This is a genomic window from Arsenophonus apicola (assembly GCF_020268605.1).
GTDB lineage: Bacteria > Pseudomonadota > Gammaproteobacteria > Enterobacterales > Enterobacteriaceae > Arsenophonus > Arsenophonus apicola.
On sequence record NZ_CP084222.1, the window covers coordinates 2,117,030 to 2,141,738 of the forward strand.

A 24,709-nucleotide genomic window follows, 5' to 3' on the forward strand; every position below is an offset into this window, starting at 1 on the left:
GCCAACAGCAAAATGGTCGTAGCCGCATAAAACTACTCTTGTAAGAAGGGGTTAAATTGCCGCTCAGCAGCCAAATTAGACATTGATCCATGGCCAGGAATAAATTGATAATCATCACCGAGGGGCAAAATTTTTGTTTTAATTGAATGGATTAATGTTGCATGATCACCTTGCGGAAAATCAGTGCGCCCAACACTACCCTGGAAAAGCACATCTCCCATCGAAATTAGCTTATCGGCATGATTAACAAAGATAACATGTCCAGGCGTATGCCCCGGGCAATGTAAGACAGACAATTTGATATTAGCAAAACGAATTTCATCTCCTTCTTGCAAGTAGCGATCTGGCGTAAAGTCTGGACATTTTGCGACACCAAACATTTGGCTTTGCACTGCTAATCCTTTGATCAAAAATTCATCTTCTTTTTGCGGGCCATAAATTGGCACCGAAAAATGTGCTGCTATCTCGGCACAACCACCTACATGGTCAAAATGACCATGAGTTAGCAAGATATAGTGTAAATTTAATGAACGCTTTTCAATTTCAGCAATTAATTTTGCTACTTCGCCACCAGGATCAACAATTACGGCATCTAAGCTCTTTTCATCCCAAATTAGCGTACAATTCTGCCTAAAATCGGTTACAGGAATAATTTCAAATTTCATATAGTAGTAAATCCATTATTTAAATAAAAATTTATTTAATATCTAATAGATTACCATCTTCTGACCGGTCCTGTATCAATATGTACAAAATTACTATTAGGATAATAACCTACTCCTCCCGCTCGCATCTTTAATGCAGCTTTGCGGATATGGCTAAGTTCGATCCCTTTAATATGAAAATCCATTGCTCGACCATGGGTATGATAGCTATTTTTAGCAACCCCACTACTTTTACGTCGTAAAGCATTATTGGTTTCAACAGAACGATAACCAGAAACGAGTTGAACAGGTTTATTGGTTCCCATTAACATTTGTAACAAATAAATCTGATCAAATAATTTCGGATCAATGGTTTTAATTTTATTATTACGATGATCACGGAATAGGTGATTCAATCTGGTCAATTCAGCGTTATTATAACGACGACCATCAAAAAACTCAGTTTTAAGAAACTCACCAGTATGAAGATTTTCAAAGCGCAGAATTTTGGGTCGCGGGGTGGTTAATGCCGCAAAGACATAGCTAGGTAATAAGCTAAAACCCAGTGTTATTGCGCCATAACCTAACCATTTTCGTCGATTCTGATCAATATTGTCCATAGCCACTTAACTCAAATAAAAAGAAAAAATAATAATCAATATGTACGATAATTATACCGAATTTATTTCACTACTTTTGTATAATTATGTAAAAAATATCTATCTAACGCTATAGAATATCACTTTTAATACATGTTAATTATAAATACAAATAACATTATTATAACCTATTATGGCAATAAGCACATCAAATTGTTCAATATTTATACAAATCATGCTTAAATTAGGCTAGTTTATCAATCAATCTTATTAGTATCTGCATTTAGTCGATTATATTAAACAAGGCATAATTTATCACAAATAGCGATATTTATGCATCTATACTAAATAGTTAAAAAATAATCCGCGATTGAAAAGTAATATAAAAGAAGTTTTTGCCTCTTTTATATCATTTTATTTATTCATTAAGGGTGGCTCTTATTTCATTTAAATAATTTATCGCCCCATAAATAACTTTGTCATAGCCATAAATGTCATCGCGAAAATTAGCGCTATTCTTGTTATCAACCCAGGCAGTTTGGTAATAAAGATAAATAGGTATCCTACCAGGAATATTAATATAACGTGTCTCACCTTGCTGAAGTGCAGCGTCAATACGCTTTTGATCCCAACTAGCACGCGCAAGTAAAATTGATGCTAATACTGATGCCTTATTCACTCTCACACAACCAGAGCTAATTGAACGATTTTGCCGATTAAATAAACTATGGTTAGGGGTATCATGTAAGTAAATTGCATCAGTACTTGGCATGTTGAATTTATAACGGCCTAAGGCATTGGCTGGCCCTGGTGCCTGGCGTATACGATAGGGAAAGGATGAAGATGAGATGGCATTCCAATTTATCGAGTAAGGATCAATAGGATAGGCATTACGCTCCCAACCAGATAAAACCGTAAAACCTCGGCGAGCAAAAAAGCCCGGATCCCTTCTGGCTTGAGGCAAAATATCTTTACGAACCATGCTAGTAGGAACATTCCAGGGTGGATTAATAACGACATTATTAAGTTCACTACTCATTATTGGGGTTTTACGATCAGGGCGACCCACAATAACTTTAGAATCTATAATTAATTGATTATTTAGATAAAAATGTAAAGTATAAGCAGGAATATTAACTAAGATGTCAGAACCACTTTCATTAGGAATAATTCTTAAACGCTGGATATTAATCGCCAGTAATCCGGCCCGCTCGGTAGGTGAAGTATTTAGCCATTTTAATGTTGCGTTACCAATAATACCATCCGGCTCTAATCCATACATTCTCTGGAATTGTTTAACCGCATCTACTAATAATCCACCATAATTACGAATATCTTCATCCTTTACCGCATCCTGGGTTAACAACCCATTGCGAGTTAAAATTTCACTTAAGGAAACAAGATCGTTGCTTGCTTGCCCTGGCTTTAATAGACTAACCGTATTTATTTTTGGCCATATTTGTTTATCAGCCAAATAAGCCAACATTTTCGTCCTCATTGGTAAATATGAGGCGTGTTGCGGCGCTAATGTTTTGATCCAACTAGCTAATTGTTTAGCGTTAATCGCGCTTTGCCACTGAGAAACACTACCAATCGTTGGCTCACGAAGTGGATAAGGCGTTTTCTGATATAACCAATCTTTACCATTATATTTTACATTACATATAAAATATAAATAACCTAACATCGCATCTGATAAAATAACATCTCGTTCCATCTGATTGAGTTGTTTATTTTTTACTAATAGTGATAGCCATTTACCAAACTGCGGCTGAAAACCGGCCAGCGCCAATTCGGCTAATTGCTGTTTGAATTCTATTACCGCAGCTTCATTATCCCATAAAGGTTGCATATTATTTTCAGCATAGAGCTTCGCTAACCTGTCCATATAGACTAAATTAATACCAGGTGATAACCAGCCCTGCAGTTGCTGACGGCTTTTTTGCATCTCTGGCACAGTTATATTTTTCTGCTCAGTAACCAAATTTGTTAAAGGGACTTGGGTATTTGTGATCGTGTCTATTTGCGCCAACTCAGCACATGCTGGTGTTATTGCCAATATTACACAGCATATTAGTGAAGCACGCAAAGTGTTCACTCTTTTATTCGCCATAATATCACCTTTTTATTTCATTTTTATTGTTTTAATAGCAGAGTAAAAAATTTATCTTTAGCCAGGTTAAAATTAACTAATTTATTGTCTTTTATTTGCTACAAAAATAAATAATTTTTATATTTAAAAAATAATCATGTTTATAAATTAATTTAAACCTGTATTGACAAAGTAAATTTTCATTTAAAATAAAATCCCATAAATTTTAGATTTAATGCTTATTAAAAATTAAATTACCAATCCGCTATATTTAAAATATAATCTTCGATCACTTTATTTTCAATTGCAATACTTAATTTACTTTTAAAACAAACCATTTATAAAAAAACCGCTATCATGAAATAGCGGTTATTAAAATATAAAAATAATTTTTTACTACTTGAGTTTAAGTAACAGCAGATGATAGTTTTAACCGCTCATCTTCTTGACCAAAACCTTTTAAACCAACAACATGCACATGCTCTTGTTGGCCAAATACCTTACGTACCAGCTTATAAGTCGTCCCTTTTTCTGGACTGATATTTTCAGGTGCCGCAATAATTAATTGCATTTTTAATCGTTCACAGAGTTCAAACAGGGTTGCAATCGATTTAGCATCCAATCTAGCCGCTTCATCCAGGAATAAGAACCGACATGGTAAAATATCTTTACCTCTTAATCTTTGTGACTCTTCTTCCCAACTTTGTACAACCATCACTAAAATTGACATGCCTGTACCAATCGCTTCTCCCGTCGATAGCGCACCACTTTCTGCTTTTAGCCAACCATCTGAACCACGATTAACTTCAACATCCAGTTCCAGATAATTACGATAATCGAGTAACTCTTCGCCAATAGTTTGTGGCAAGCGTTGCCCAATATCTAGTTGCGGGTTTAAACGTTGATAAAGTTTTGCCATCGCTTCAGAAAATGTCAGACTTTTATTTTTAAACAGATCTTGGTGATGTTCGTGCTCTTCTGACAAGACATCAAGTAATGATTCATGACTTTGTCGAATATTAACATTGAGTCGAACCCCATTTACCTGGCCAAATGCAACTGACTGTAGCCCTTGATTAAGTAAGCGAATTCGATTTTGCTCACGATGGATCGTTTTACGGATAATATTTGCCACACTCTTAGCACTGATAGCTAATTTTTGTTCCCGGGCGGTCAGTTCTTCTGTTAGACGCGCTAATTCAATTTCCATCTGTTCAATGGCATCAACCGGATCATCAGTGCGAATAATATCTTGTCGAATCCGTTCACGTAAATGTTCATAAACCGCAATAAAGAACGCTATTTTACGCTCTGGCCGTTTAAGATCTTCAGAGGCACGCAATACATCGCGTAAATGTTCATTATCCGCGACCGCTTGTCTAAGCGCTCCTAGCGCTTTATCTGACATCGAACGTAAACTATCACCATCCATATAAGCTAATTCACGTCGATGTAAACGACGCTCGACACCGTTCTCCCTAACCATTTGCATAACAGCACACCAACCGGATTTACCTGACACAACCTGCTCGCGAAGTTGGTAATAGTCCCGCTCCAATTTTCTTAATTTTTTTTGCCAATTGTCCATTTCAGCTTCACAAAATGCGATCTGTTTCTCCAATTGATTGATGCGCGAGCGATTAGCATTTACTGCTTCATAAAGTTGGTCACGGCGTTCACGTGCCCGTTTTTCTGCATTACTATCTGCCTGAACGCCAATCGCTTTTATTTCAGCCTCTAACTCTCTTAGCATATCCTGCTTAGTGTCAAAAGAGCTGCGTAATGATGCTAATAGTTGATTCAATTGTGCAGTTTTAGTTTGTTGCTGTTTTAGTTGTTCTCGTACCTGACTACGCTCTTTTTCAGCCTGTTGTAAACGCTGACGGAGTTTATTATTTAAATCAGTATCTTCTGTCAGCATCTCCGTCGAGTCGCTATAACTAAAATGGGCACGACGTTGTAAAACTTCAATTAAAGCGAAAGTTTGCTGTTTGGATTGTTGCTGTAACTGTTTGACTTGTTCATATTCGTGGCGTAATTGCTCATGTTGTTCAGGATCACTTTGCAAAACGTTAGCTATCGGTTCTAGCTTTGCCAACGATTTTGCATGTTTATGCAAAAAGTGCCCCGCTTCTTCGGCCTCTGCAAGCGCTGCTCGGATCTCTTCGATGCGATCCACTAACGTTTCATCCATTAGCAAATTCACTTGTGGCAACAAACGGTTCAAACTGGATAACCGCGCTTTGATCGTAGTATGTTGCTTTTTTTGTTGTTGTGTCTGAGCTTCAAATTGTGCTAACTGGCGTTCTAGTTCATTTCTACGTTGGTTTAAAGAACGAATCTCAGCCTCTGGATCAGGGTCAAAAACCACCGCAAGATGCTTGCCAATGAAACCACTAAAGGCATGATGAGCTCGTTGTAATTTCTGCATATCAAAAGAGAGGGTTGCATAACGCTCAGCTAAGCTATCTCTCTGCTGGTTCAACATTTCCAGTTGATTTTCACGCGCTGCCCGACCAAATAACGGAACTTCAGGATAACGAGAAAAACGCCATTGACGCTCTGAAGATCGAACTAATACTGCCTGGTCAAATTCTTCCGCATTAAATACACTATCATCAAAAGATTGCGGATCACCTTCAATAAAATAGACATCATCTGGACATTCAGCTATCAATTCACTTAGTTGTGGCTGAATTTTTGCCAGCTCAGGAACCACAATGCCATGTCTTGCTGGACCATAGAGCGCTGAAAAATAGGGCGCATCATCGATAGTAATATCATCATAAATTTCAGATAACAAAACACCACCAAGACGTTCAGCCAAACCAAGTAGCCGATTATCATCTGCGCCGCTCGGTTGACTAAGATGGGCTATCTGTTGCTCTAATTCACGCTTTTGACTGGCGACTTCATCACGTTCAACGGTAATTTCACGTTCTTGTTCTAATAATTGCTGTAGATGCTCGGTAATTTCATGACTCTGGCTAAAACTATCATCAGCCTGTACAGTTAATTGATTAAGTGCATCTTGTGCCGCCAGCCAAATAGGTGCTTTTTGAGTTAGCGTTCGAATTTGCTGTTTGATCTGCTCAAGCTCTTGACGCATTAACATGCGATGCTCACTACTTTCATTAACAGAAACACTTAGTTCTTCTTGCTGTGCTTCTAATTGTTCCAGTAATGTAGTCAGTTGATCTGGCTGATATTGCTGTTCAGAATATTGACAAAATTCAGCTAAAATACGTTCAGCATCCTGCCGGCTATTAAGTTTTTGCTCCAGTTCGGCTAATTGCATTTGTAGCGGCTCAATACGCTGGGCAAGATGTTGCTGGGAAGCCCAGTCGCGCAATAATTCACGAGCTTTTTGATAAGCTTTATCTCCTTTTACCTCACCAGCAATATTTTTAACTAAGCTATAAGCCTGGTCAAATTGGTTAGTGGCCGCATCAATCACACTGATTTTCTGTGCCAATGCAAGCAATTTTTCGGTATGTTGTTGCTCTGTTTCTTCAAATTTGGTCAAAAATTGCTCGACATTATTTGGCGTTAGTTTAGCCAATTGGCAAATTTTCTTTGCTCGTTCTAGTGCTTGCTGAGCTTTTTGATATTGGATTGCGCGCGTCTGCTGAACATCTAACGCTTGCTGGTAATCAGCCAGTTGACTTTTTAGCTCATCAACTTCTAATTCAGCCGCTTCAACGTTGGCTTCAAGCTCAGCTTGCTGTTCTACGGCTTGCTCAACGACTTCAGTCTGTTCTTCCAGACGATAGGTGATCTCTTCAATATCGGCCTGATAGCGATCAATTTTTTCCTGTTGGCGTACCGCTGCTTGTACAAGACCTAAATGATCGCTGGCTGCCTGAAAATCAGCCTCTAAATCTAGCGAAGAACCATTTTGTTCGTCCAGCTCACGTACCATTTCAACATGACGGGTCTGGGCAGCAATCAGTTGTTTACGGCCGTCAAATAATTCAGCCCGAACAGCAAGTGCACTATCTAGATGCACTCGGCGTTCATTCGCATGACGCATATAATCAGCAGAAACGTAATCTGTTGCTTCATTAATTAAACGTCTAAATAAATCACGATCAGACTGAGTGACCCTGATCGCTTCAAGGGTTAATCTATTTTCTCGCAAAGCCGCTTCCATATCCTGAAAGGCTTTTCGAACACCACTATTCTCAGGCAAAAGATAATCACGTAATGAACGCGTAATGGCACTAGAAATTCCACCGTATAAAGAAGCTTCGATTAAGCGATAAAATTTGCTCCTGTCACTGGATGATCTCAATCGTTTAGGAATAATACCCAGATCAAATAACTGGGCATGATAATCAATAATTGAATTAAATTGTTTAAACTGCACACCTTCAATTGCATCGACGTGATCTTTTAAATCATTTAAACCAATCACTCGCGCTTGACGTTCTTCAACTTGCTCAGTCAAGATATGCGTTGGTAATATTGCGCTAGGTAATCCTTGGATTATAAAAGGTTTTATATCGACTTTTTTATCACGACCGGCAATTTGTTGTAAGCGCACACCGACTAAAATACGTTGATGGCGGGAATTGATTACGTCCAAAATTGAATAACAGACCCCTGGACGTAATTTTCCATGTAACCCTTTATCACGTGAGGCTGAAGTTGCACCCGCTTCGGTGGTATTACGAAAATGCAATAAGGTTAAATCAGGGATCATGGCGGTAATAAATGCCGCCATAGTGGTCGATTTGCCGGCGCCGTTACCACCAGATAACGTCGTTACTAACTCATCCAAATCAAACGTTCTGGCAAAAAAGCCGTTCCAATTGATGAGCGTGAGTGAGCGAAACTTGCCTCGTTCTAACATAGCTATTCATCCTCCGCTTCATCTTCAACACTATCATTACTTTCGTTATCGGTTAACCCTAAGTTATCTTTTAACGACATCGCTTCGCCATCACGGATCATGCGTAATTGGGCTTGTTGTGGATCATCGCCACTACGCACATCAGCACCAAAACGAAAGACAGATTCGGCGATCATAAAACGCTGACTGTCATTTTGCAAAAAATGAACCATTCCTAATCGGCGTAGACGATTAAGCGAAGTGCGCAGCTTTTCTTGTAATTTTTGTTTATCCAAATCCGTACCTGTCGAACGCTGATTAACAAACTTAAGTAGTTTGCTTTCATCCGCTAGGGACAATAGCTCTTCAAACAGTTCCTGCGCAGTAAAAATGCCCTGATTAGAAAGTCTTTCCGGACTTAAATAGAGATAACAAAGAATTTTGCCAACCATCATATCTAATTCAGATAAAACTGAGCGAGGAATCAATGTAGTCGAACGTGGACGTAAATAGAAAAAACCTTCTGGCGCACGGATCAACTCAACATTATAGCGAGCATAAAAGGCGGTTAACTCCTGTTCAAAATCCATCAAAAAAGCGTGATTATCCAGATCATCAATGCCAACATGGCGCCCGGCTCGAAGCTGGCTATCCAATTCAGGGAAAAGAGAGCTGACTAAAGCTTGTGCCAATTTTACTGGCATAAATTGTTCAATATTTGTCGATGACATGTGCCTGTACCTTGGCTCCGTAATCATTAATCGCTAACCATTCAGGATGGATACCTGAGAAATCCGCTTCTGCTATACCTAATTTAACAGCTTGATCGACAATAATACGCGCCACATCAAAATGCCGTTTCTGTGGATATTTTGTCAAGTAATCACGCAAAATTAAACCAATATCAAGTGGATGCTGATCTTTCTTATAACCTGCTAATGCCTGCTCCATTATCTCAATCAGTTGTTCATTAATCTGATTAAATTCTTCATATTCCAGTTCAGTTGGCAACTCACCCGTCGCTTCTTCATTACTCAATACCAGATCTTCATCACGCACATCAAATAAACGTTCAGCATTGGCTACCGTTAACGCCCAAGGATCGGTAAAATAATTTTGCACCGATAGACGTAAGCGCTGCGAGAATATCCTATTTTTATCCATATCAATGGCGGTACGAATAAATTTATGCACATGGCGATCATAACCAATCCAGAGATCAATCGATTGTTGACCCCAACTAATAATTCGATCAAGCTTACTTTGTAGATCAAATACTAGCTTATCAACCAATTCTGAACCACCTCCATTCATATTTGCCTCTTGGATACGTAACAAATTGGACTGTAATTTATCACCCGCCGCTTCCAGCGTATCTTGTAATTCACGTAATGTGCCTGAAGTTTCCGTTAATAGTTGTTCACAATTGGCAATCGCTGCTTGCCAATCCTGACTAAGTAATGCGGAGATGTCTTCCTTTACACTATTTTGCTGTTCATCCATTACACGCTGCGACATATCAATACTGTCAAAAATTTCTGCCACTGAATATTTTAATGGTGCAAAGACATGGCGATGCCAGTGAAATTCATCGCCCCCTTCTTCTGCCGCATCCGCCGCTCGACTTAATTCACCAGCTACAATCGAAAGTTGCATCGATAAACGTAGGGAAGAAAATTCCCGCTGGCGAATATAATAATCACTGATCCCAATACCAAGTGGCGTTAAACGGTAAATGGCATTACCTTCAATGATTTCATTAGAAAAACGATTAAATAATTTCTGTCGTACCATATCATTAATTGCATTATTTGCTCTGGCAGTAACGGTTTCGGCGGTCTGCTCGAATCCTTTACTAACTTCACGAAAAGCATCAATTAATTCACCTTCACTCATTTCGCCATCAAACCGCTCGCTATTAAGGACAGCCACCGCCAATAAAAAAGCCAAACGCTCAGCAGGTAATGATATTGAAAAATCATTTTTCCGCGCCCATGATACCAATTCCGGCACAGTCTGGGAAAACTCACTCATAATTCATCCTTTCACATAGACTTGCATGCCATAACATGAATATAGCGCCCCAGATTAATATAGGGTTGTTGTCGACAATAGCGCTGCTCCAAAGCAAGCAACGCCGGAAAATCTTTATGTTGTAACTGACGGCTTTGTAGATAATCATGAAAAACCCGTACACCGGTTTTACCAACTATTTTAAAGTCAAATTCTTCTAACCATTGATATACTGTTTCTGGTAATAACGGATTAAGAGGGGTAAGTGAACGTTTGCGGCGACGCTGAATATTAGGTGTCGCTAAATGGAAGTTACCTAATACAGCATTTCTCATCACCAACCCATTCGCATTATAAAACATGATAGAAAATGCGCCACCTGGGTTAATTATATCCGCTAGGGTTTTTATTGCCGATTTTTGTTCATGGATCCATTCAATCACTGCATGAAACAACACTAAATCAACGGCTCCCGTTGCTGTTAAATATTGGGCTATATCCTGAAAGGTAGCGTGAATAAATTGCATGTTCTGGCTTACTTTTTTTTCATCAGCCAACAATCTGGCGCGTTCAAGCATGGCTGCCGAAATGTCACAAACAATAACTTGATGTCCCATCGCAGCCAATTTGCAAGCAAAAAGGCCTTCTCCTCCACCCGCGTCCAATATCTTTAACGGCTTACTGGGTAATAAATTAAGCAGAGTGTTTAGATCCTGCCACATAACCGCTTCGCGTATTTTTCCCTTAGTTGTGCCATAAATATTCTGTGTAAACTTATCTGCAATGTCATCAAAATTGCGACCTACCATGAAAAAATACCTCGATAACAACTATTATAAAACTTAATCGCCATTGCTGATAAAAAATACCTATTAACCAACAGTTAGATAATAAAAAATAATAGCAATCTTTGTTGAAAATAATTTTTATATTAACAATTCATTAATCTAGTATCTATATGATTGAATATACCACACGCTCGATAAATTCATTAACTAGGGTTGAAATATGTTGTTTATATTGAAAAAATATCTTGGTGCGCTTCTAATGCCATTACCTCTCATCATTTTAATAAGTTTTATCGGATTATTACTACTTTGGTTTACTCACTGGCAAAAAAGCGGCAAATGTTTAGTCTCTGTTAGTTGGTTGGCGTTGTTATTACTTGGCACACAGCCTATCGCCGACAAATTGCTACTGTCAACGGAAGGTAACTTTAGCAAACGCTATGAACTATTACACCCTAAACAAACAATCCAGTATATTGTTGTACTCGGAGGCGGATTTACTTATAACCCTGATTGGCCACCAAGCGCTAACCTTATTAATAATAGCCTTGCAAGAGTGACGGAGGGAATTCGTCTCTATCTTCAACATCCCGGTGCCAAATTAATTTTTACTGGCGGTCGCGGCAAAAATATGATCAGTAATGCGGAAGTGGCTGCGAAAGTCGCACTATCGTTAGGTGTACCTGAAACAGCTATTATTACCTTAACCAAACCCAGAGATACAGAAGAAGAAGCCCTTGAAGTGAAAAAAATCGTTGGCAGGCAACCTTTTCTATTAGTGACGTCAGCAAACCATATGACACGCGCAGAACGTTTCTTTGTTGCTAAAAATTTGCGTCCGATTACAGCACCAGCTAATCAACTTGCCATTACCTCACCATTACAACCTTGGGAAAGATTTTTTCCTTCTGCTTACTATTTTTCCCACTCGGAACGCGCTTGGTACGAATTTCTTGGTTCAATATGGCAAGCAATAAAAATTAACAATAATCAACCTCTAATCCATAGTTTTAATGTAGAGGAATGAACCGTTTCAAATAGCTAATAGCAGTATAATTTTACCCAGGAAAAAATGCTTTCCGAACAGCATCAAGATCCTGCTGATTATCTACTCCCGGCCCTGGTGTTTTAACTGCTAGGGCAACATGAATTTTTTCGCCGTACCATAGTACACGCAACTGCTCGAGCATTTCTATTGTCTCTAACGGACTAATCGGCCATTGAATATAACGACGAATAAAACCAGCCCGATAAGCATAAATACCGATATGACGTAAAAAGTGCTGCCCAATCGCCATTTTGCTAACTGCAAAGCGATCACGTTCCCAGGGAATAGCTGCTCTGGAAAAATATAAGGCATTACTCTGTTTATCCGTCACTACTTTTACTATAGCCGGATCAAATACGTCATCTGGATTATTGATGGCCGTCGCTAAGGTTGCCATACCGACATTATTTAGCATTAAATTACTAGCTAACTGATTAATTATTTCTGGTGGGATTAAAGGTTCATCACCCTGAACATTGATAATGATTTCTTCATCAGAAAATTTATATTTTGCAATAACTTCTGCTAATCTTTCTGTGCCTGATTGATGATTAGCATTAGTCATACAGACTTCACCATTGGCCGCTTTCACCACATCAAATACAGCCTGATGATCAGTCGCCACAATAACACGCTTTGCATCTGACATTCGCGCTCTTTCCATTACTCTAATAATCATAGGTTTTCCATGAATATCAGCTAACGGCTTGCCTGGTAAGCGATTAGAAGCAAAACGCGCTGGAATAATGACTGTGAACATGTTACTTCTCTTCATCTAAAGGCAACTCACGAGCTTCTTCCCTTAATAATACAGGTATGTTATTGCGCACAGGATAAGCAAGATGATCAAATTTACAGATAAGCTCTAGATTTTGTTTATCATAGATTAGTTTGCCATGGCAAATAGGACAAGCAATAATATCAAGTAGGCGGTGATCCATACATTCCTCATCAAAAACATAATTTTAGATGAAACCAGAATAGCACAAGCATGTATCACCGTTAACTTTAATCTCTGCTCTAATAAATATTTGTCAATTTTTTGACAAATTGGCAGCGAATAGTGGTTTAAACTTCATAAACGATAACATCAGCGGCAGAAATACCATAAGCGTTACGCGTAACTGAATATTCAACACACTGGCCTTCTTTAAGCCACTTATTTTTGGTGTTCGCAATAGCTCGACGATTAACATAGATATCTTGACCGCCATTGACAGGGGAGATAAATCCATAGCCCTCTTTTACATCAAACCATTTTACGCGACCCATTTGTAATTGAAATGTCATGATAAAAACTCCTTTTGTTCACTAGGTGACAAAATTTCATTTTGCCTAGTGCTCCCTACTCTTTTATTAAGCCTTCGATAAAAACCTCATTTTTCTTTTACCAAATACCCTTAATGTCAGAGTAGTATTATTATACTAAAAAAACACTAACTCATTAGTGTCTATTGCTATCTAGCATTTATTTAAATGTTAAACAACATTACAATAAGCCAAATTATTCATTACTAAAATTTATCAATCAAACTTGATACTAAATAAAATTAAAGGATTTTGTATTAATGAAATAATAGCTGGCGTGGTATTATTGAAATGATGTCACTACATTCCTAACTAGATTTGACTTATAAATAACATGATAATGTTATCATTTCAAGCATTTTTGCTAAGCTCCGCCAATTCACTGATGGTTGAAAGAATTTTTCCTGCACCAGGTTGTGAAAGATTAGCATTGACCGGCAGATACCACCAATTTGATTGAGCAAAATGAAAACATTTCACTGCGTCCTTTTCAGTCATTAATAATGTTTGATGATCAGTCACTAAGGATATTAGGGTAGAAAATTCATAACACTGGTGATCAGAAAAAGCATGTGTGGCAATTAATGGTACCCCTTTTTGCTCAAGGCTTGAAAAAAAACGTGCTGGGTGCCCAATTCCTGCAATTGCAACAACTTGTCCTAATTCACAGACCGATCTTTTTTCGCCAGTCAACATATTGATAGCAATATCGCCTGTTAACTGCATAGCAATCTCTCCATGCTTAGCTATACCACCATTAAGAATAACAGCATTAACACTATTCAAGCGATATTGACACTCACGTAATGGACCTGCCGGCAGCAAGCAACCATTACCAAAACGACGGATACCGTCAATAACTACGATCTCAAAATCCCTTTGCAGTGCATAATGCTGAAGACCATCATCAGTAATAATAACATCCAGCTCTTGTTGCTTCAGTAGCATTTTAACTGCTGCTACTCGTTTAGGGGCAACCGCCACTGGCACACCGGTTCGCCGATAAATTAAAGCTGGCTCGTCGCCACTTTCCTTTATTGATATATTTTTATTAACCAATAACGGATAAGAAGTTGCTTTACCCCCATAGCCACGAGATACAACTCCAACGCGATAGCCTCGTGATAAAAGCTGTTCAACTAACCAAATGACAACCGGCGTTTTACCATTACCGCCAACCGTCAAATTACCCACAACAATAATAGGTATCGGTGCTTTCCAACTAGGGAAAATTGCCAAATAATAGCAAAGCCGTCTTAAACCAATAATCATGCCATATAAAAATGACAGCGGCAGTAGTAAAAAAGACAACCACGAACAACCTGACCAGATTTTTTCAATCATTATTTAAATTGCATATTATAAAGTTGAGCATATGCACCATCACACTTAAGTAAAGTTTGATGGTTGCCTCGTTCAATAATTTTACCTTCCTGAATGACCAAAATTTCATCTGCATTTTCTATCGTTGAAAGACGATGGGCAATAATAATAGAAGTCCGATTTTTCTGTAATTCATCCAATGCTGCTTGAATGGCTCTTTCTGACTCAGTATCAAGTGCAGATGTAGCTTCATCAAGAATTAATATAGATGAGTTATGTAATAAAGCACGCGCAATGGCAATTCGCTGTCGCTGCCCGCCAGAAAGCATTACACCATTTTCGCCAATAACCGTATCTAGTCCATTATCCAGTTTTTCAATAAAGTCCATTGCATAAGCAGCTTTAGCAGCTTTTTCGATCGCTTTTCGACTAAAACGACCATCGGTTGCATAAGCAATATTATTTGCAATAGTATCGTTAAAAAGATAGACATGCTGCGAAACGAGTGCGACTTGGTTACGTAGAGAGGTTAAAGTGTATTCACGCAAATCACGATCATCAAGCAGTATTTGACCTTCATTAACCTCATAAAAGCGGGTAATTAGATTCGCTATTGTCGATTTTCCTGAACCGGATCGTCCGACTAAAGCAACAGATTTTCCAGCCGGAATTTTAAAACAGATATCCTGTAATGCCGGATGATCTTTTGTTGGATACTTAAAGGTAACATGTTTAAATTCTATTTTACCTTTAGCTTTTTTCAAGGTTAATTTACCCTCGTCTTTTTCCTGCTCCATATCTAAAATGCTAAACAATGTCTGGCAAGCAGCCATACCTCGTTGAAATTGTGCATTAACATTTGTTAATGACTTTAATGGGCGCATTAATGCAAACATGGATGAAAAAACAACACCGATAGTTCCTGCGGTCAATGTTTGCATTACTTCAGGAAAACTCGCAATATAAAGCGTGAATGCTAAAGCAAGAGAGGCAATCAGTTGGATGATAGGATCAGAGATCGAAGATGCGGTTACCATTTTCATCGTTTGCCGACGCATATGGTTACTTACTTTGCTAAAACGCTCTGTTTCAACTTTTTGTCCACCAAAAATCAATACTTCCTTATGGCCTTTTAACATCTGTTCCGCGCTAGCCGTTACTTGCCCCATGCCAGTTTGCATACTTTTACTAATATTCCTAAAGTGTTTGGAAACCGAACGAATGGTTAACGTGACAATAGGAGCAATTACAATTAATATTAGTGAAAGCTGCCAACTATAATAAAACATCAGCCCAAATAGACCGATAATATAGGCAGTTTCTCGAACAATAGTGATTAAAGCGCTAGAAGAGGATGAGGCGACTTGCTCAGAATCATAAGTGATACGAGAAAGTAAGGTTCCTGTTGACTGTTGATCAAAAAAAGCGACCGGCATCCCCATCATATGGCCAAACAAACGCCTACGCATATTCATGACAACTTTACCAGAAACCCACGCAATACAATAATTGGAGATAAAACTCGATATCCCTCTTATCAGCATTAGCCCCAATATAGCAATGGGTAACCATTTTAGTGTGGTGTTATCCGCTTTGCCGAAACCTTCATCAAGCAACGGTTTTAATAAGGAGATCATGAATGCATCACCTGCAGCATTAATGATTAACGCAACAGCAGCTACACTTAATCCCAGTTTAAATGGCAAAATCATTGGCCATAGTCGACGAAATGTTTGCCATGTGGAAAGATCTTTATCATTCATTATCATTGTCTTATTAAATACCTATAAAAATAAGCCTTTTATTCTACTCGGGAAATGTCTAAATACCAAATTGCTGATGATACCAACGAGGATAAAGCTCCTGCCTATAACGCATTATTTCAATTTGATCAGAATAAAACTGCGCTATAATTTGCCCTGATTCCGCCGTATTTAACCAATTTACACCCAGATTCACATATCGTTGTCGTACTTTATCAAAAGGTAAACTCCAACGGCTATAACGAGCAACAGAAGTCAGTGCATATTGCGGTTTAATTGCTTGAATAAACGCCATCGTTGACGAAGTATTGCTACCATGATGAGGAACTTGTAATAAATTAGCCGGCAAATTTGCTATTGCTAAACGCACCAGTTCCTTTTCCGCTGCTTTTTCAATATCGCCAGACAAAATAACTGCATGATGGCCATCACTAACTTTTACTACACACGATTCATTATTGTGTGATTTTTTTTGATCGACTATTGGCCATAATACTTCAAAATGTAATCTCTGCCATTGCCAATGAATACCTCGATGGCAAGGAAAATGGTTTTCTTTATCAAAATGACTTCTGACTACTAATCCAGGATAGGTTAATAATAAACTGGCTACCCCACCTGTGTGATCGATATGATTATGACTAAGTATAACGCCTTCTGGTATTAAACGATGATATCGTAAATAAGGCAAAATAGTACTATTAGCAATACTGTTCTTGTTCCATACAGTACCCGTGTCATAAATTAACACTTTTCCCTGTTGCTCAATAATAATCGCTAATCAATGCCCTACATCTAACATAATCAATCGCCAAAGCACTAAATCGCTCTGTTTCAGGCTGGTCATTGACCAATAGATTAATAATGTTATCAGCAACTTATACTGGACAAACCAACCAAATTGCCAACATACGATAATAAGCCAACTAACCCCGGTTATGATAATTGGCAGATGGCCCGTATCAAGCCAATAACGCTCAATATGAGGTAGGAGCCATAGTACTAAACTAATGCTTTTATCGATTATATCGAATAATAAATTTTGTACTGAGTGCCAAAAAATACAAATATATGAAAGCATAATTAGCGGTACGGTTATAAATGAAATAATTGGTACTGCCCATAAATTAGCCCAAAAACTAGCAATATTAATACCTTGAAATAAAATCAATTGAATAGGAATTAACAAGATAAGCATGCCAAGTTGTAAATGAACCAATTTAGCTAACCAATCAAGCCAACTGTGTTGAAACTGGACACTCAATTTAACAAATGAAAACCAAAATATTAATGCCGCAACCGCAAAACTCGAGAGCCAAAAACTATCAGCCAGTATTGCTAAAGGTTCAACGACTAAAATTAAAGTGATACTCCATAATGCCCACTGCCAGGGAAAACAGACAAAATTTTGTTGACGAATATAAAGCCATAACGACAAGGCAAATACAGCCCGCATTGCAGGTATCGCCCAACCAGATAACCAGGCATAGCCTAAAGCAAAGCACCATCCCACTAACATTGGGATACGAGGCTCGATAAAATAAGTAGGTAATAAAAACTGTACTAAACGAGATAGCCAAAAACCAAAAAAGTAAGCCATGCCAATATGTAAACCAGAGATAGCCATTAAATGCGCGATACCTGTTTGTTGTAATTGCTGCCTAAGTACCGAGTCTAATAATCCACGCTCACCAAACATTAAGGCATAAATGACAGCTTGATTATGATATTTACTGATCACACTAGCCGACATTGCAATTATCTGTTGTCTTAAAGAACAATGTTTACTCAATATAGTAAAGTTTTGAACTTTAAACGTACCTAGTAAACGTTGATTTATTGCATATCGTTGGAAATCAAATCCACCTTCATTTAATAAACTATGAACAGGTTTTAATTGCCCAGAAAAAATGAGTTTTTGCCCGGCACAAAAAAAATTATTTTTTGACAGAGCATTAGGCTTAAACTGAATATAAGCATACAATATAGGAAATGATTGTTTATTATTATTGATTAGCAACCTTACTTTTATGCGGTTATGATTGTCTCTATTCACTAAACTATCTTCAATAACGGCCACATAGCGTTGTTGTTGGCTAAATAATTTCATTTTTTCTAATAAATAATTTCCCTGCCAGCATCCCCACAAAAAGCTTATACCTAAAATAGCAACAAATTTAGTCAAATAGAATGGAATAAACCAAAATAAACAGAATATAACAGACAAGCACAATTGGAGTGATTTATTGGGTAATTGTGCTAAAAAAAGTAAAGGTAATAATCCCAATATAACCGCTACTGATGCTGAATTAATATTTATTTGAACCCGATTTATATTAGCTAACATTTTTTTCATGTAGCGCTTTCCTGACCAAATCGATATCAGGAAATTAGTCATATTATTAATATAATTCAAAAAGATAAATGACATTGCCCATAAAAAGCCGAAAAAATATTTATTTCTTTTTTACTATTTTCATTTTTTTGCGAGATGATTCCCAACTAGTTTTAGTTAAGAAATTTTATTTTTTGATTATAAAATTTTATTATTATTTTTTAATAATGAAAAATTAAGCGTCTTGTAACAACCAAGAGAGGTTTTAATTATGCAAAAAATGGGTATTGGGAAGATTTTCTATCAATAATAAAAATGGTGTCTTAATTAAGACACCATTTTAATAGAATAAATAAATTAAATCTGTTAATTTTTATGCATAAATATTAACGCGATCACGTAATTCTTTACCAGGCTTGAAGTGAGGAACATGTTTTCCTTTCAAATCAACTTTGTCACCCGTTTTCGGATTACGACCGATGCGCGGTGCACGGTAATGAAGAGAAAAACTGCCGAATCCGCGGATCTCAATACGCTCTCCCTTAGCAAGTGTTATTGCCATATGATCAAGCATTTCTTTCACAGCTTCTTCAATAAGTTTTGCTGGTATATGAGCTAATTGGTTAATAAGTCTTTCAATTAATTCAGACCTGGTCATAGTACCTCCCCCTAAACTACCGTTACGAGGCAACAAAATGTTGCCATATGATTAACTTAATTTATTCGCCTTTCGCTGCTTTGAACGCTTCAGCCATAGCATTATTTGCAAAATTGCTATCTTCCTGTTTGTTTACAGAAGCAATAGCATCTTTTTCATCTGCTTCATCTTTTGCACGAACAGACAAGGTAATGATACGGTTTTTACGATCAACGCCAGTATATTTGGCTTCAACAGTATCACCAACGTTCAATACTTGAGTAGTATCTTCCACGCGATCACGTGAAGCTTCCGATGCACGTAAGTGGCCTTCAACACCAGCAGCCAACTCAATTGTTGCTCCTTTGGCATCAACAGCGACTACTTTACCAATAACGATAACACCTTTTTTATGAGCAGACAGATAGTTATTAAATGGATCTTCCGCTAACTGTTTAATACCCAAAGAAATACGTTCACGTTCAGCGTCAACTTGTAATACAACAGCAGCAATTTCATCGCCTTTTTTGTATTCACGAACCGCTTCTTCACCTGCAACATTCCAGGAAATATCAGACAGATGAACTAAGCCATCAATACCACCTTCTAAACCGATGAAGATACCAAAATCAGTAATAGATTTTATTTTACCTTCTACACGATCATTCTTATTGTGCGTTTCTGCAAATTGCTGCCATGGATTTGGTTTACACTGTTTCAAACCTAAGGAGATACGACGACGCTCTTCATCAATATCCAGTACCATAACTTCAACAACATCACCCACATTAACAACTTTAGATGGATGGATATTTTTATTAGTCCAATCCATTTCGGAAACGTGTACTAAACCTTCAACACCTTCCTCAATTTCAACAAAGCAACCATAATCAGTAAGATTAGTGACTTTTCCTGTCAGTTTGGTGCCTTCTGGATAACGCTTAGCAATAGCTACCCATGGATCTTCACCAAGCTGCTTCAGGCCTAAAGAGACACGTGTACGATCACGATCAAACTTCAATACTTTAACATTGATTTCATCACCAACATTTACAATTTCACTTGGGTGTTTAACACGTTTCCAAGCCATGTCAGTAATGTGTAGTAAGCCATCAACACCGCCCAGATCAACGAATGCACCATAGTCAGTTAAGTTCTTAACAATACCCTTAACTTCCATGCCTTCCTGCAAGTTTTCCAGTAAGTGATCACGTTCTGCACTGCTTTCAGATTCAATAACGGCACGACGCGAAACAACAACATTATTGCGTTTCTGATCCAGTTTGATAACTTTGAACTCAAGCTCTTTACCTTCCAAGTGAGTTGTGTCACGAACTGGGCGAACATCAACCAGTGAACCGGGTAAAAATGCACGAATACCTTTCAATTCTACTGTGAAACCACCTTTCACTTTGCCATTGATAATACCCATAACTGTTTCGGCATCTTCATAGGCTTTTTCTAGCATCAACCAAGCTTCATGGCGTTTCGCTTTTTCGCGCGACAGGATAGTTTCACCGAAACCATCTTCTACTGCGTCTAAAGCAACATCAATTTCGTCACCAACCTGAATTTCTAGCTCACCTTGCACATTTTTAAATTGTTCTACTGGGATCGCTGATTCTGATTTCAGACCGGCATCAACTAACACGACATCTTTGTCGATAGCAACAACAACACCACGAACAATAGCCCCTGGACGGGTTTCGATACTCTGTAAAGATTCTTCAAAGAGTTGAGCAAAAGATTCTGTCATAGTAAGATCTTCAAAAATTTTAATTTTAACTTCCATTCAACATCCTGCCAAATGGGATTATTTTACATACCTCGCAACACTCCTTGTTACAAAGCTTTACTTAACTGAACAAAAATTCAGCTACACCAAATAGGTGTATTCACTTATTATATGTCAAGATTAAGCATATTATATAGATAATATTTGCTTTTTTTTCACATAAGCAAGTGCCTGCTCAATGACTCCTTCAATAGATAACTTTGTTGAATCCAGAATCAACGCATCTTTTGCAGGCACCAATGGCGCAATCAGCCGATTACGATCACGATAATCACGCTCTTTAATATCAGCTAAAAGATCGCTTAATTTAACATCAAAGCCCTTTTTCTGCAACTGCTGCATCCGCCTTTGAGCGCGCTCTTCCGGCGTGGCATCGAGAAAAATCTTTACCGGTGCATCTGGAAAAACCACCGTTCCCATGTCACGACCATCAGCAATCAGACCCGGTTTAGTGCGAAATGCCCTTTGCCGACGTAATAATGCTTCTCTCACCCGAGGAAAAGTTGCAGTAAGAGATGCCGTATTACCAACAACTTCACTACGTATTTCATTACTAACATCCTCCCCCTCAAGCATAACAGCTAATTCTTTTTCTCTTGGTTCAAAACGGACATCAAGATTAGCCGCTAATGGAACTAATGCTTCTTCTGACTCAATATCAACACGATGATGTAATGCCGCTAAAGCCAGAACTCGGTAAATTGCACCAGAATCAAGTAACTGCCAACCCAACTTATTTGCCAATGCTTGGCATAATGTACCTTTACCTGCACCACTTGGACCATCAACTGTGATAACGGGGGGTAAAACCGCCATTATACTCCTCCTTTTTGATAGAATTGCATTTTTTGCAAATACTCTCTATCAGGCTAATAAGTACCCTATTATACTCAATTCATTCTATTAAGGAAAACAATGAGATATTTAGACCAAATTTAGTCCAATAAGCATGATACTGGTCGTTCAGTATTATGCTAATGTTGCTGTTACATGCTAGTCGCGATAACTTAATTTTTCTAGCTGATTAAAATAGTCGGGAAAAGTCTTGGCGGTACATTTGGGATCCAAAATGGTGACCGGAGTATCTGATAAAGCGACCAGTGAGAAACACATCGCCATACGATGATCATTGTAAGTTTCAATTTCCGCATGCTGCAATAATTTAGGCGGTATAATACGTATATAGTCACGTCCTTCTTCCACTTTAGCACCAACTTTTGCTAATTCGGTCGCCATCGCAGTTAATCTGTCAGTTTCTTTAACCCGCCAGTTATAGATATTGCGAATAATCGTTTCACCTTGTGCAAAGAGTGCTAAAGTAGCAACCGTCATCGCCGCATCTGGAAGCGCATTCATATCCATATCAATACCAATTAACTCACCCCGTTGACATTCGATAAAATCTTTCCCCCAACGTATTTTGGCGCCCATTTTTTCAAGTACCGCAGCAAATTGGGTATCACCTTGCAAGCTATCTTTGCCAATACCCGTTACCCTAACGGTACCGCCTTTGATTGCCGCTGCAGCTAAAAAATAAGAGGCCGAGGAGGCATCACCTTCAATAAGATAATTGCCTGGTGAAATATATTGTTGTCCAGCTTTAATATGAAATTGACAATAGTGCTGATTGTCCACCTCAACGCCAAAATTACGCATCAGTGCTAGAGTAATGTCAATATACGGTTTAGAGACAAGTTGGCCTTTTATTTGTATTGTCGTATCATTGGCTGCCAACGGTGCGGCCATTAAAAGAGCGGTTAAAAATTGGCTAGAGACACGTCCATCTACCGTGATATTGCCACCTCGAAAGCCACCTTTTATCCTTATCGGCGGATAACCAGGTTGTTCAAGATAGTCAATAATTGCTCCGCCTTGCTGTAGTGCATCAATCAGATGACCGATAGGCCGCTCCTTCATTCTAGGCTCGCCGGTTAAAACAATATCATTGTCCGCCAACGCTAAAACCGCACTTAAGGGGCGCATAGCGGTACCCGCATTACCGAGAAAAATCTCTAAACCCTGTTTATGGCTAAAATAATGCCCACCGCCTTTTACAATACAGGTAGTAAGATCTTGGGATAATTGATATTCAACCCCTAATGCTGTCAGAGCATTTAGCATATGACGAATATCATCACTAGCAAGAAGATTAGTTAATACGGTTTGGCCTTGCGCTAATGCAGCTAACAATAGTACCCGGTTAGAAATACTTTTTGAGCCACGAAGATTGATAGTACCTTCAATGTAAGAAATGGGTTGTATGGTTAGGGCTTGCATTAACAGTAGACTCTCCAATAACAAAGTTGGATATATTATTTAAATCACATTTATATTCATTTGATAGGGTTAAACGATATCGTTACCAATCTAACCATACAGGATTATTTAAATTATTTATTCCGCTGTTCAAAATCAATCATAAAATCAACTAGCTTCTGCACCCCAGCCAAGGGCATCGCATTATAAATTGAAGCACGCATACCACCTGCCGCTTTATGTCCTTTCAGAAAAAGCAGTCCTTGCTGCTCTGCCGCTTGGATAAATTCACTATCTAAGTGAGGTTTTTCCATTTGGAATGGAACATTCATTAGCGAACGATTAATTGAATCGACTCGATTAATATAAAACTGACTATTATCTATAACATCATACACTAAGCGAGCTTTTTCTTGATTGCGTCTTGCTATTTCTTGTAACCCACCCTGTTGTTTTAACCATTTAAACACCATACCAGATAGATACCAGGCAAAAGTCGGTGGTGTATTGTACATTGAGTCATTTTTAGCCAAGATCGTGTAATCAAGGATAGAAGGCGTTGTTTTTCTCGCTTGGCCTAATAAATCTTCCCGAATGATAACCAATGTGATACCGGCTGGACCAATATTTTTTTGCGCACCCGCATAAATAACACCAAATCGGCTAACATCAAGTGGTTGAGATAAGATCGCTGAAGAGTAATCAGCAATCACGATTTTATCGGCGGCAAAATCAGGTAGTGTGTGGATTGCAATTCCGTCAATCGTCTCATTGGGGCAATAATGCAGATATTTGGCCTGGGTCGTTAATGGCCATTCTTCCATCGGTAGCATGCTCAAATAAGCTGATTTTTCAAGCCGAATATCAATCTCATTAACGGTACAATATTTTGCTGCTTCTTGCGCAGCAGATTTTGCCCAATAGCCACCAACAATATAGTCAACGGTTTCATCAGCCTGAAATAAATTCAATGGTAATGCAGCAAATTGACCTCTGGCACCACCATGACAAAAAAGGATTTTATAATTATCAGGTATTTTGAGAAGTTCACGTAGATTTTGTTCAGCCTGTTTAACTATCTCCATAAATGCGTCACTACGATGGCTTATTTCCATCACCGAAATACCGAGACTATTCCAATTACAAAGTTCTTGCTGTGCCTGCTGCAAAACGTCTACCGGTAACATGGCCGGACCAGCGCTAAAATTATATATCTGACTCATTACCCACCCTTATTGACCTAATTAAACTTTTACTATTATTTAATCTCTGGT

18 protein-coding genes and 1 pseudogene are annotated in these 24,709 nt (G+C 38.3%); 1 reads left to right on the top strand and 18 read right to left on the bottom strand.

The genetic code is table 11. The annotated features are described in order from the left end of the window. Positions 1-32 precede the first annotated feature (32 nt). From LDL57_RS10120 to cmoM, 7 genes are all read right to left on the bottom strand, one after another. A complete protein-coding gene (locus tag LDL57_RS10120) occupies positions 33-665 on the bottom strand; it encodes an MBL fold metallo-hydrolase (protein WP_180560933.1) in 633 nt (210 codons plus the stop codon). A 50-nt stretch (positions 666-715) separates the two neighbouring features. Then, positions 716-1,264 (bottom strand): peptidoglycan L,D-endopeptidase MepK, encoded by a 549-nt coding sequence (gene mepK, locus LDL57_RS10125; protein WP_180560934.1) that lies wholly within the window; start codon positions 1,262-1,264, stop codon positions 716-718. A gap of 397 nt (positions 1,265-1,661) precedes the next feature. Beyond that, positions 1,662-3,356 (bottom strand): L,D-transpeptidase LdtD, encoded by a 1,695-nt coding sequence (ldtD, locus tag LDL57_RS10130; protein ID WP_225505547.1) that lies wholly within the window; start codon positions 3,354-3,356, stop codon positions 1,662-1,664. 385 nt (positions 3,357-3,741) lie between these two features. Further along, positions 3,742-8,190 (bottom strand): chromosome partition protein MukB, encoded by a 4,449-nt coding sequence (gene mukB / locus LDL57_RS10135; RefSeq protein ID WP_180560936.1) that lies wholly within the window; start codon positions 8,188-8,190, stop codon positions 3,742-3,744. Positions 8,191-8,192: 2 nt separating this feature from the next. After that, positions 8,193-8,900 (bottom strand): chromosome partition protein MukE, encoded by a 708-nt coding sequence (mukE, locus tag LDL57_RS10140; RefSeq protein ID WP_180560937.1) that lies wholly within the window; start codon positions 8,898-8,900, stop codon positions 8,193-8,195. Next, positions 8,881-10,203 carry a chromosome partition protein MukF gene (mukF, locus tag LDL57_RS10145; protein ID WP_180560938.1) on the bottom strand — a complete coding sequence of 441 codons (1,323 nt, stop codon included), beginning with the start codon at positions 10,201-10,203 and terminating at the stop codon, positions 8,881-8,883. Before mukF ends, mukE begins: the two co-directional genes overlap by 20 nt. An 11-nt stretch (positions 10,204-10,214) precedes the next feature. Then, on the bottom strand, positions 10,215-10,991 hold the full coding sequence (cmoM, locus tag LDL57_RS10150; RefSeq protein ID WP_180560939.1) for a tRNA uridine 5-oxyacetic acid(34) methyltransferase CmoM: 777 nt from the start codon (positions 10,989-10,991) through the stop codon (positions 10,215-10,217). A 199-nt stretch (positions 10,992-11,190) separates the two neighbouring features. Here cmoM and elyC point away from each other — a divergent pair, with 199 nt between their 5' ends. Further along, a complete protein-coding gene (gene elyC, locus LDL57_RS10155) occupies positions 11,191-11,997 on the top strand; it encodes an envelope biogenesis factor ElyC (RefSeq protein WP_180560940.1) in 807 nt (268 codons plus the stop codon). A gap of 31 nt (positions 11,998-12,028) precedes the next feature. Here elyC and kdsB read toward each other — a convergent pair whose 3' ends face one another. The 11 genes and pseudogenes from kdsB to serC all read right to left on the bottom strand — a co-directional run bounded on the left by kdsB (position 12,029) and on the right by serC (position 24,658). Beyond that, entirely contained in the window at positions 12,029-12,778 is a 750-nt protein-coding gene (gene kdsB / locus LDL57_RS10160; RefSeq protein ID WP_180560941.1) for a 3-deoxy-manno-octulosonate cytidylyltransferase, read from the bottom strand. A gap of 1 nt (position 12,779) precedes the next feature. Next, positions 12,780-12,959: a Trm112 family protein gene (locus LDL57_RS10165; protein ID WP_026822372.1), complete on the bottom strand. Its 180-nt coding sequence runs from the start codon at positions 12,957-12,959 to the stop codon at positions 12,780-12,782. 127 nt (positions 12,960-13,086) lie between these two features. After that, on the bottom strand, positions 13,087-13,308 hold the full coding sequence (locus LDL57_RS10170; RefSeq protein ID WP_180560942.1) for a cold-shock protein: 222 nt from the start codon (positions 13,306-13,308) through the stop codon (positions 13,087-13,089). A 369-nt stretch (positions 13,309-13,677) separates the two neighbouring features. After that, a complete protein-coding gene (lpxK, locus tag LDL57_RS10175) occupies positions 13,678-14,670 on the bottom strand; it encodes a tetraacyldisaccharide 4'-kinase (protein WP_180560943.1) in 993 nt (330 codons plus the stop codon). Next, positions 14,670-16,415 (bottom strand): lipid A ABC transporter ATP-binding protein/permease MsbA, encoded by a 1,746-nt coding sequence (gene msbA, locus LDL57_RS10180; protein ID WP_180561009.1) that lies wholly within the window; start codon positions 16,413-16,415, stop codon positions 14,670-14,672. The genes lpxK and msbA overlap by 1 nt, the downstream gene beginning before the upstream one ends. A gap of 55 nt (positions 16,416-16,470) precedes the next feature. Continuing rightward, positions 16,471-18,843, bottom strand: a pseudogene (locus LDL57_RS10185) (DNA internalization-related competence protein ComEC/Rec2). Between the two features lie 277 nt (positions 18,844-19,120). Continuing rightward, positions 19,121-19,405, bottom strand: a complete 285-nt coding sequence (gene ihfB / locus LDL57_RS10190; RefSeq protein ID WP_026822377.1) for an integration host factor subunit beta — start codon at positions 19,403-19,405, stop codon at positions 19,121-19,123. A gap of 61 nt (positions 19,406-19,466) precedes the next feature. Then, positions 19,467-21,140 (bottom strand): 30S ribosomal protein S1, encoded by a 1,674-nt coding sequence (gene rpsA / locus LDL57_RS10195; RefSeq protein WP_180561010.1) that lies wholly within the window; start codon positions 21,138-21,140, stop codon positions 19,467-19,469. A 168-nt stretch (positions 21,141-21,308) separates the two neighbouring features. Further along, on the bottom strand, positions 21,309-21,995 hold the full coding sequence (gene cmk, locus LDL57_RS10200) for a (d)CMP kinase (RefSeq protein WP_180560945.1): 687 nt from the start codon (positions 21,993-21,995) through the stop codon (positions 21,309-21,311). A gap of 177 nt (positions 21,996-22,172) precedes the next feature. After that, positions 22,173-23,456, bottom strand: a complete 1,284-nt coding sequence (gene aroA, locus LDL57_RS10205) for a 3-phosphoshikimate 1-carboxyvinyltransferase (protein WP_225505549.1) — start codon at positions 23,454-23,456, stop codon at positions 22,173-22,175. A gap of 113 nt (positions 23,457-23,569) precedes the next feature. After that, a complete protein-coding gene (gene serC / locus LDL57_RS10210; RefSeq protein WP_180560947.1) occupies positions 23,570-24,658 on the bottom strand; it encodes a 3-phosphoserine/phosphohydroxythreonine transaminase in 1,089 nt (362 codons plus the stop codon). Positions 24,659-24,709: the final 51 nt, after the last annotated feature.

What these genes read in the sequence shown, in the direction of transcription:
- ldtD (WP_225505547.1), bottom strand. Translation starts at nt 3,356, where the DNA reads ATGGCGAATAAAAGAGTGAACACTTTGCGTGCTTCACTAATATGCTGT.
- elyC (WP_180560940.1), top strand. Translation starts at nt 11,191, where the DNA reads ATGTTGTTTATATTGAAAAAATATCTTGGTGCGCTTCTAATGCCATTA.
- mukE (WP_180560937.1), bottom strand. Translation starts at nt 8,900, where the DNA reads ATGTCATCGACAAATATTGAACAATTTATGCCAGTAAAATTGGCACAA.
- LDL57_RS10165 (WP_026822372.1), bottom strand. Translation starts at nt 12,959, where the DNA reads ATGGATCACCGCCTACTTGATATTATTGCTTGTCCTATTTGCCATGGC.
- serC (WP_180560947.1), bottom strand. Translation starts at nt 24,658, where the DNA reads ATGAGTCAGATATATAATTTTAGCGCTGGTCCGGCCATGTTACCGGTA.
- cmk (WP_180560945.1), bottom strand. Translation starts at nt 21,995, where the DNA reads ATGGCGGTTTTACCCCCCGTTATCACAGTTGATGGTCCAAGTGGTGCA.
- kdsB (WP_180560941.1), bottom strand. Translation starts at nt 12,778, where the DNA reads ATGTTCACAGTCATTATTCCAGCGCGTTTTGCTTCTAATCGCTTACCA.
- lpxK (WP_180560943.1), bottom strand. Translation starts at nt 14,670, where the DNA reads ATGATTGAAAAAATCTGGTCAGGTTGTTCGTGGTTGTCTTTTTTACTA.
- mepK (WP_180560934.1), bottom strand. Translation starts at nt 1,264, where the DNA reads ATGGACAATATTGATCAGAATCGACGAAAATGGTTAGGTTATGGCGCA.
- mukB (WP_180560936.1), bottom strand. Translation starts at nt 8,190, where the DNA reads ATGTTAGAACGAGGCAAGTTTCGCTCACTCACGCTCATCAATTGGAAC.
- ihfB (WP_026822377.1), bottom strand. Translation starts at nt 19,405, where the DNA reads ATGACCAGGTCTGAATTAATTGAAAGACTTATTAACCAATTAGCTCAT.
- LDL57_RS10120 (WP_180560933.1), bottom strand. Translation starts at nt 665, where the DNA reads ATGAAATTTGAAATTATTCCTGTAACCGATTTTAGGCAGAATTGTACG.
- mukF (WP_180560938.1), bottom strand. Translation starts at nt 10,203, where the DNA reads ATGAGTGAGTTTTCCCAGACTGTGCCGGAATTGGTATCATGGGCGCGG.
- cmoM (WP_180560939.1), bottom strand. Translation starts at nt 10,991, where the DNA reads ATGGTAGGTCGCAATTTTGATGACATTGCAGATAAGTTTACACAGAAT.
- aroA (WP_225505549.1), bottom strand. Translation starts at nt 23,456, where the DNA reads ATGCAAGCCCTAACCATACAACCCATTTCTTACATTGAAGGTACTATC.
- LDL57_RS10170 (WP_180560942.1), bottom strand. Translation starts at nt 13,308, where the DNA reads ATGACATTTCAATTACAAATGGGTCGCGTAAAATGGTTTGATGTAAAA.
- rpsA (WP_180561010.1), bottom strand. Translation starts at nt 21,140, where the DNA reads ATGACAGAATCTTTTGCTCAACTCTTTGAAGAATCTTTACAGAGTATC.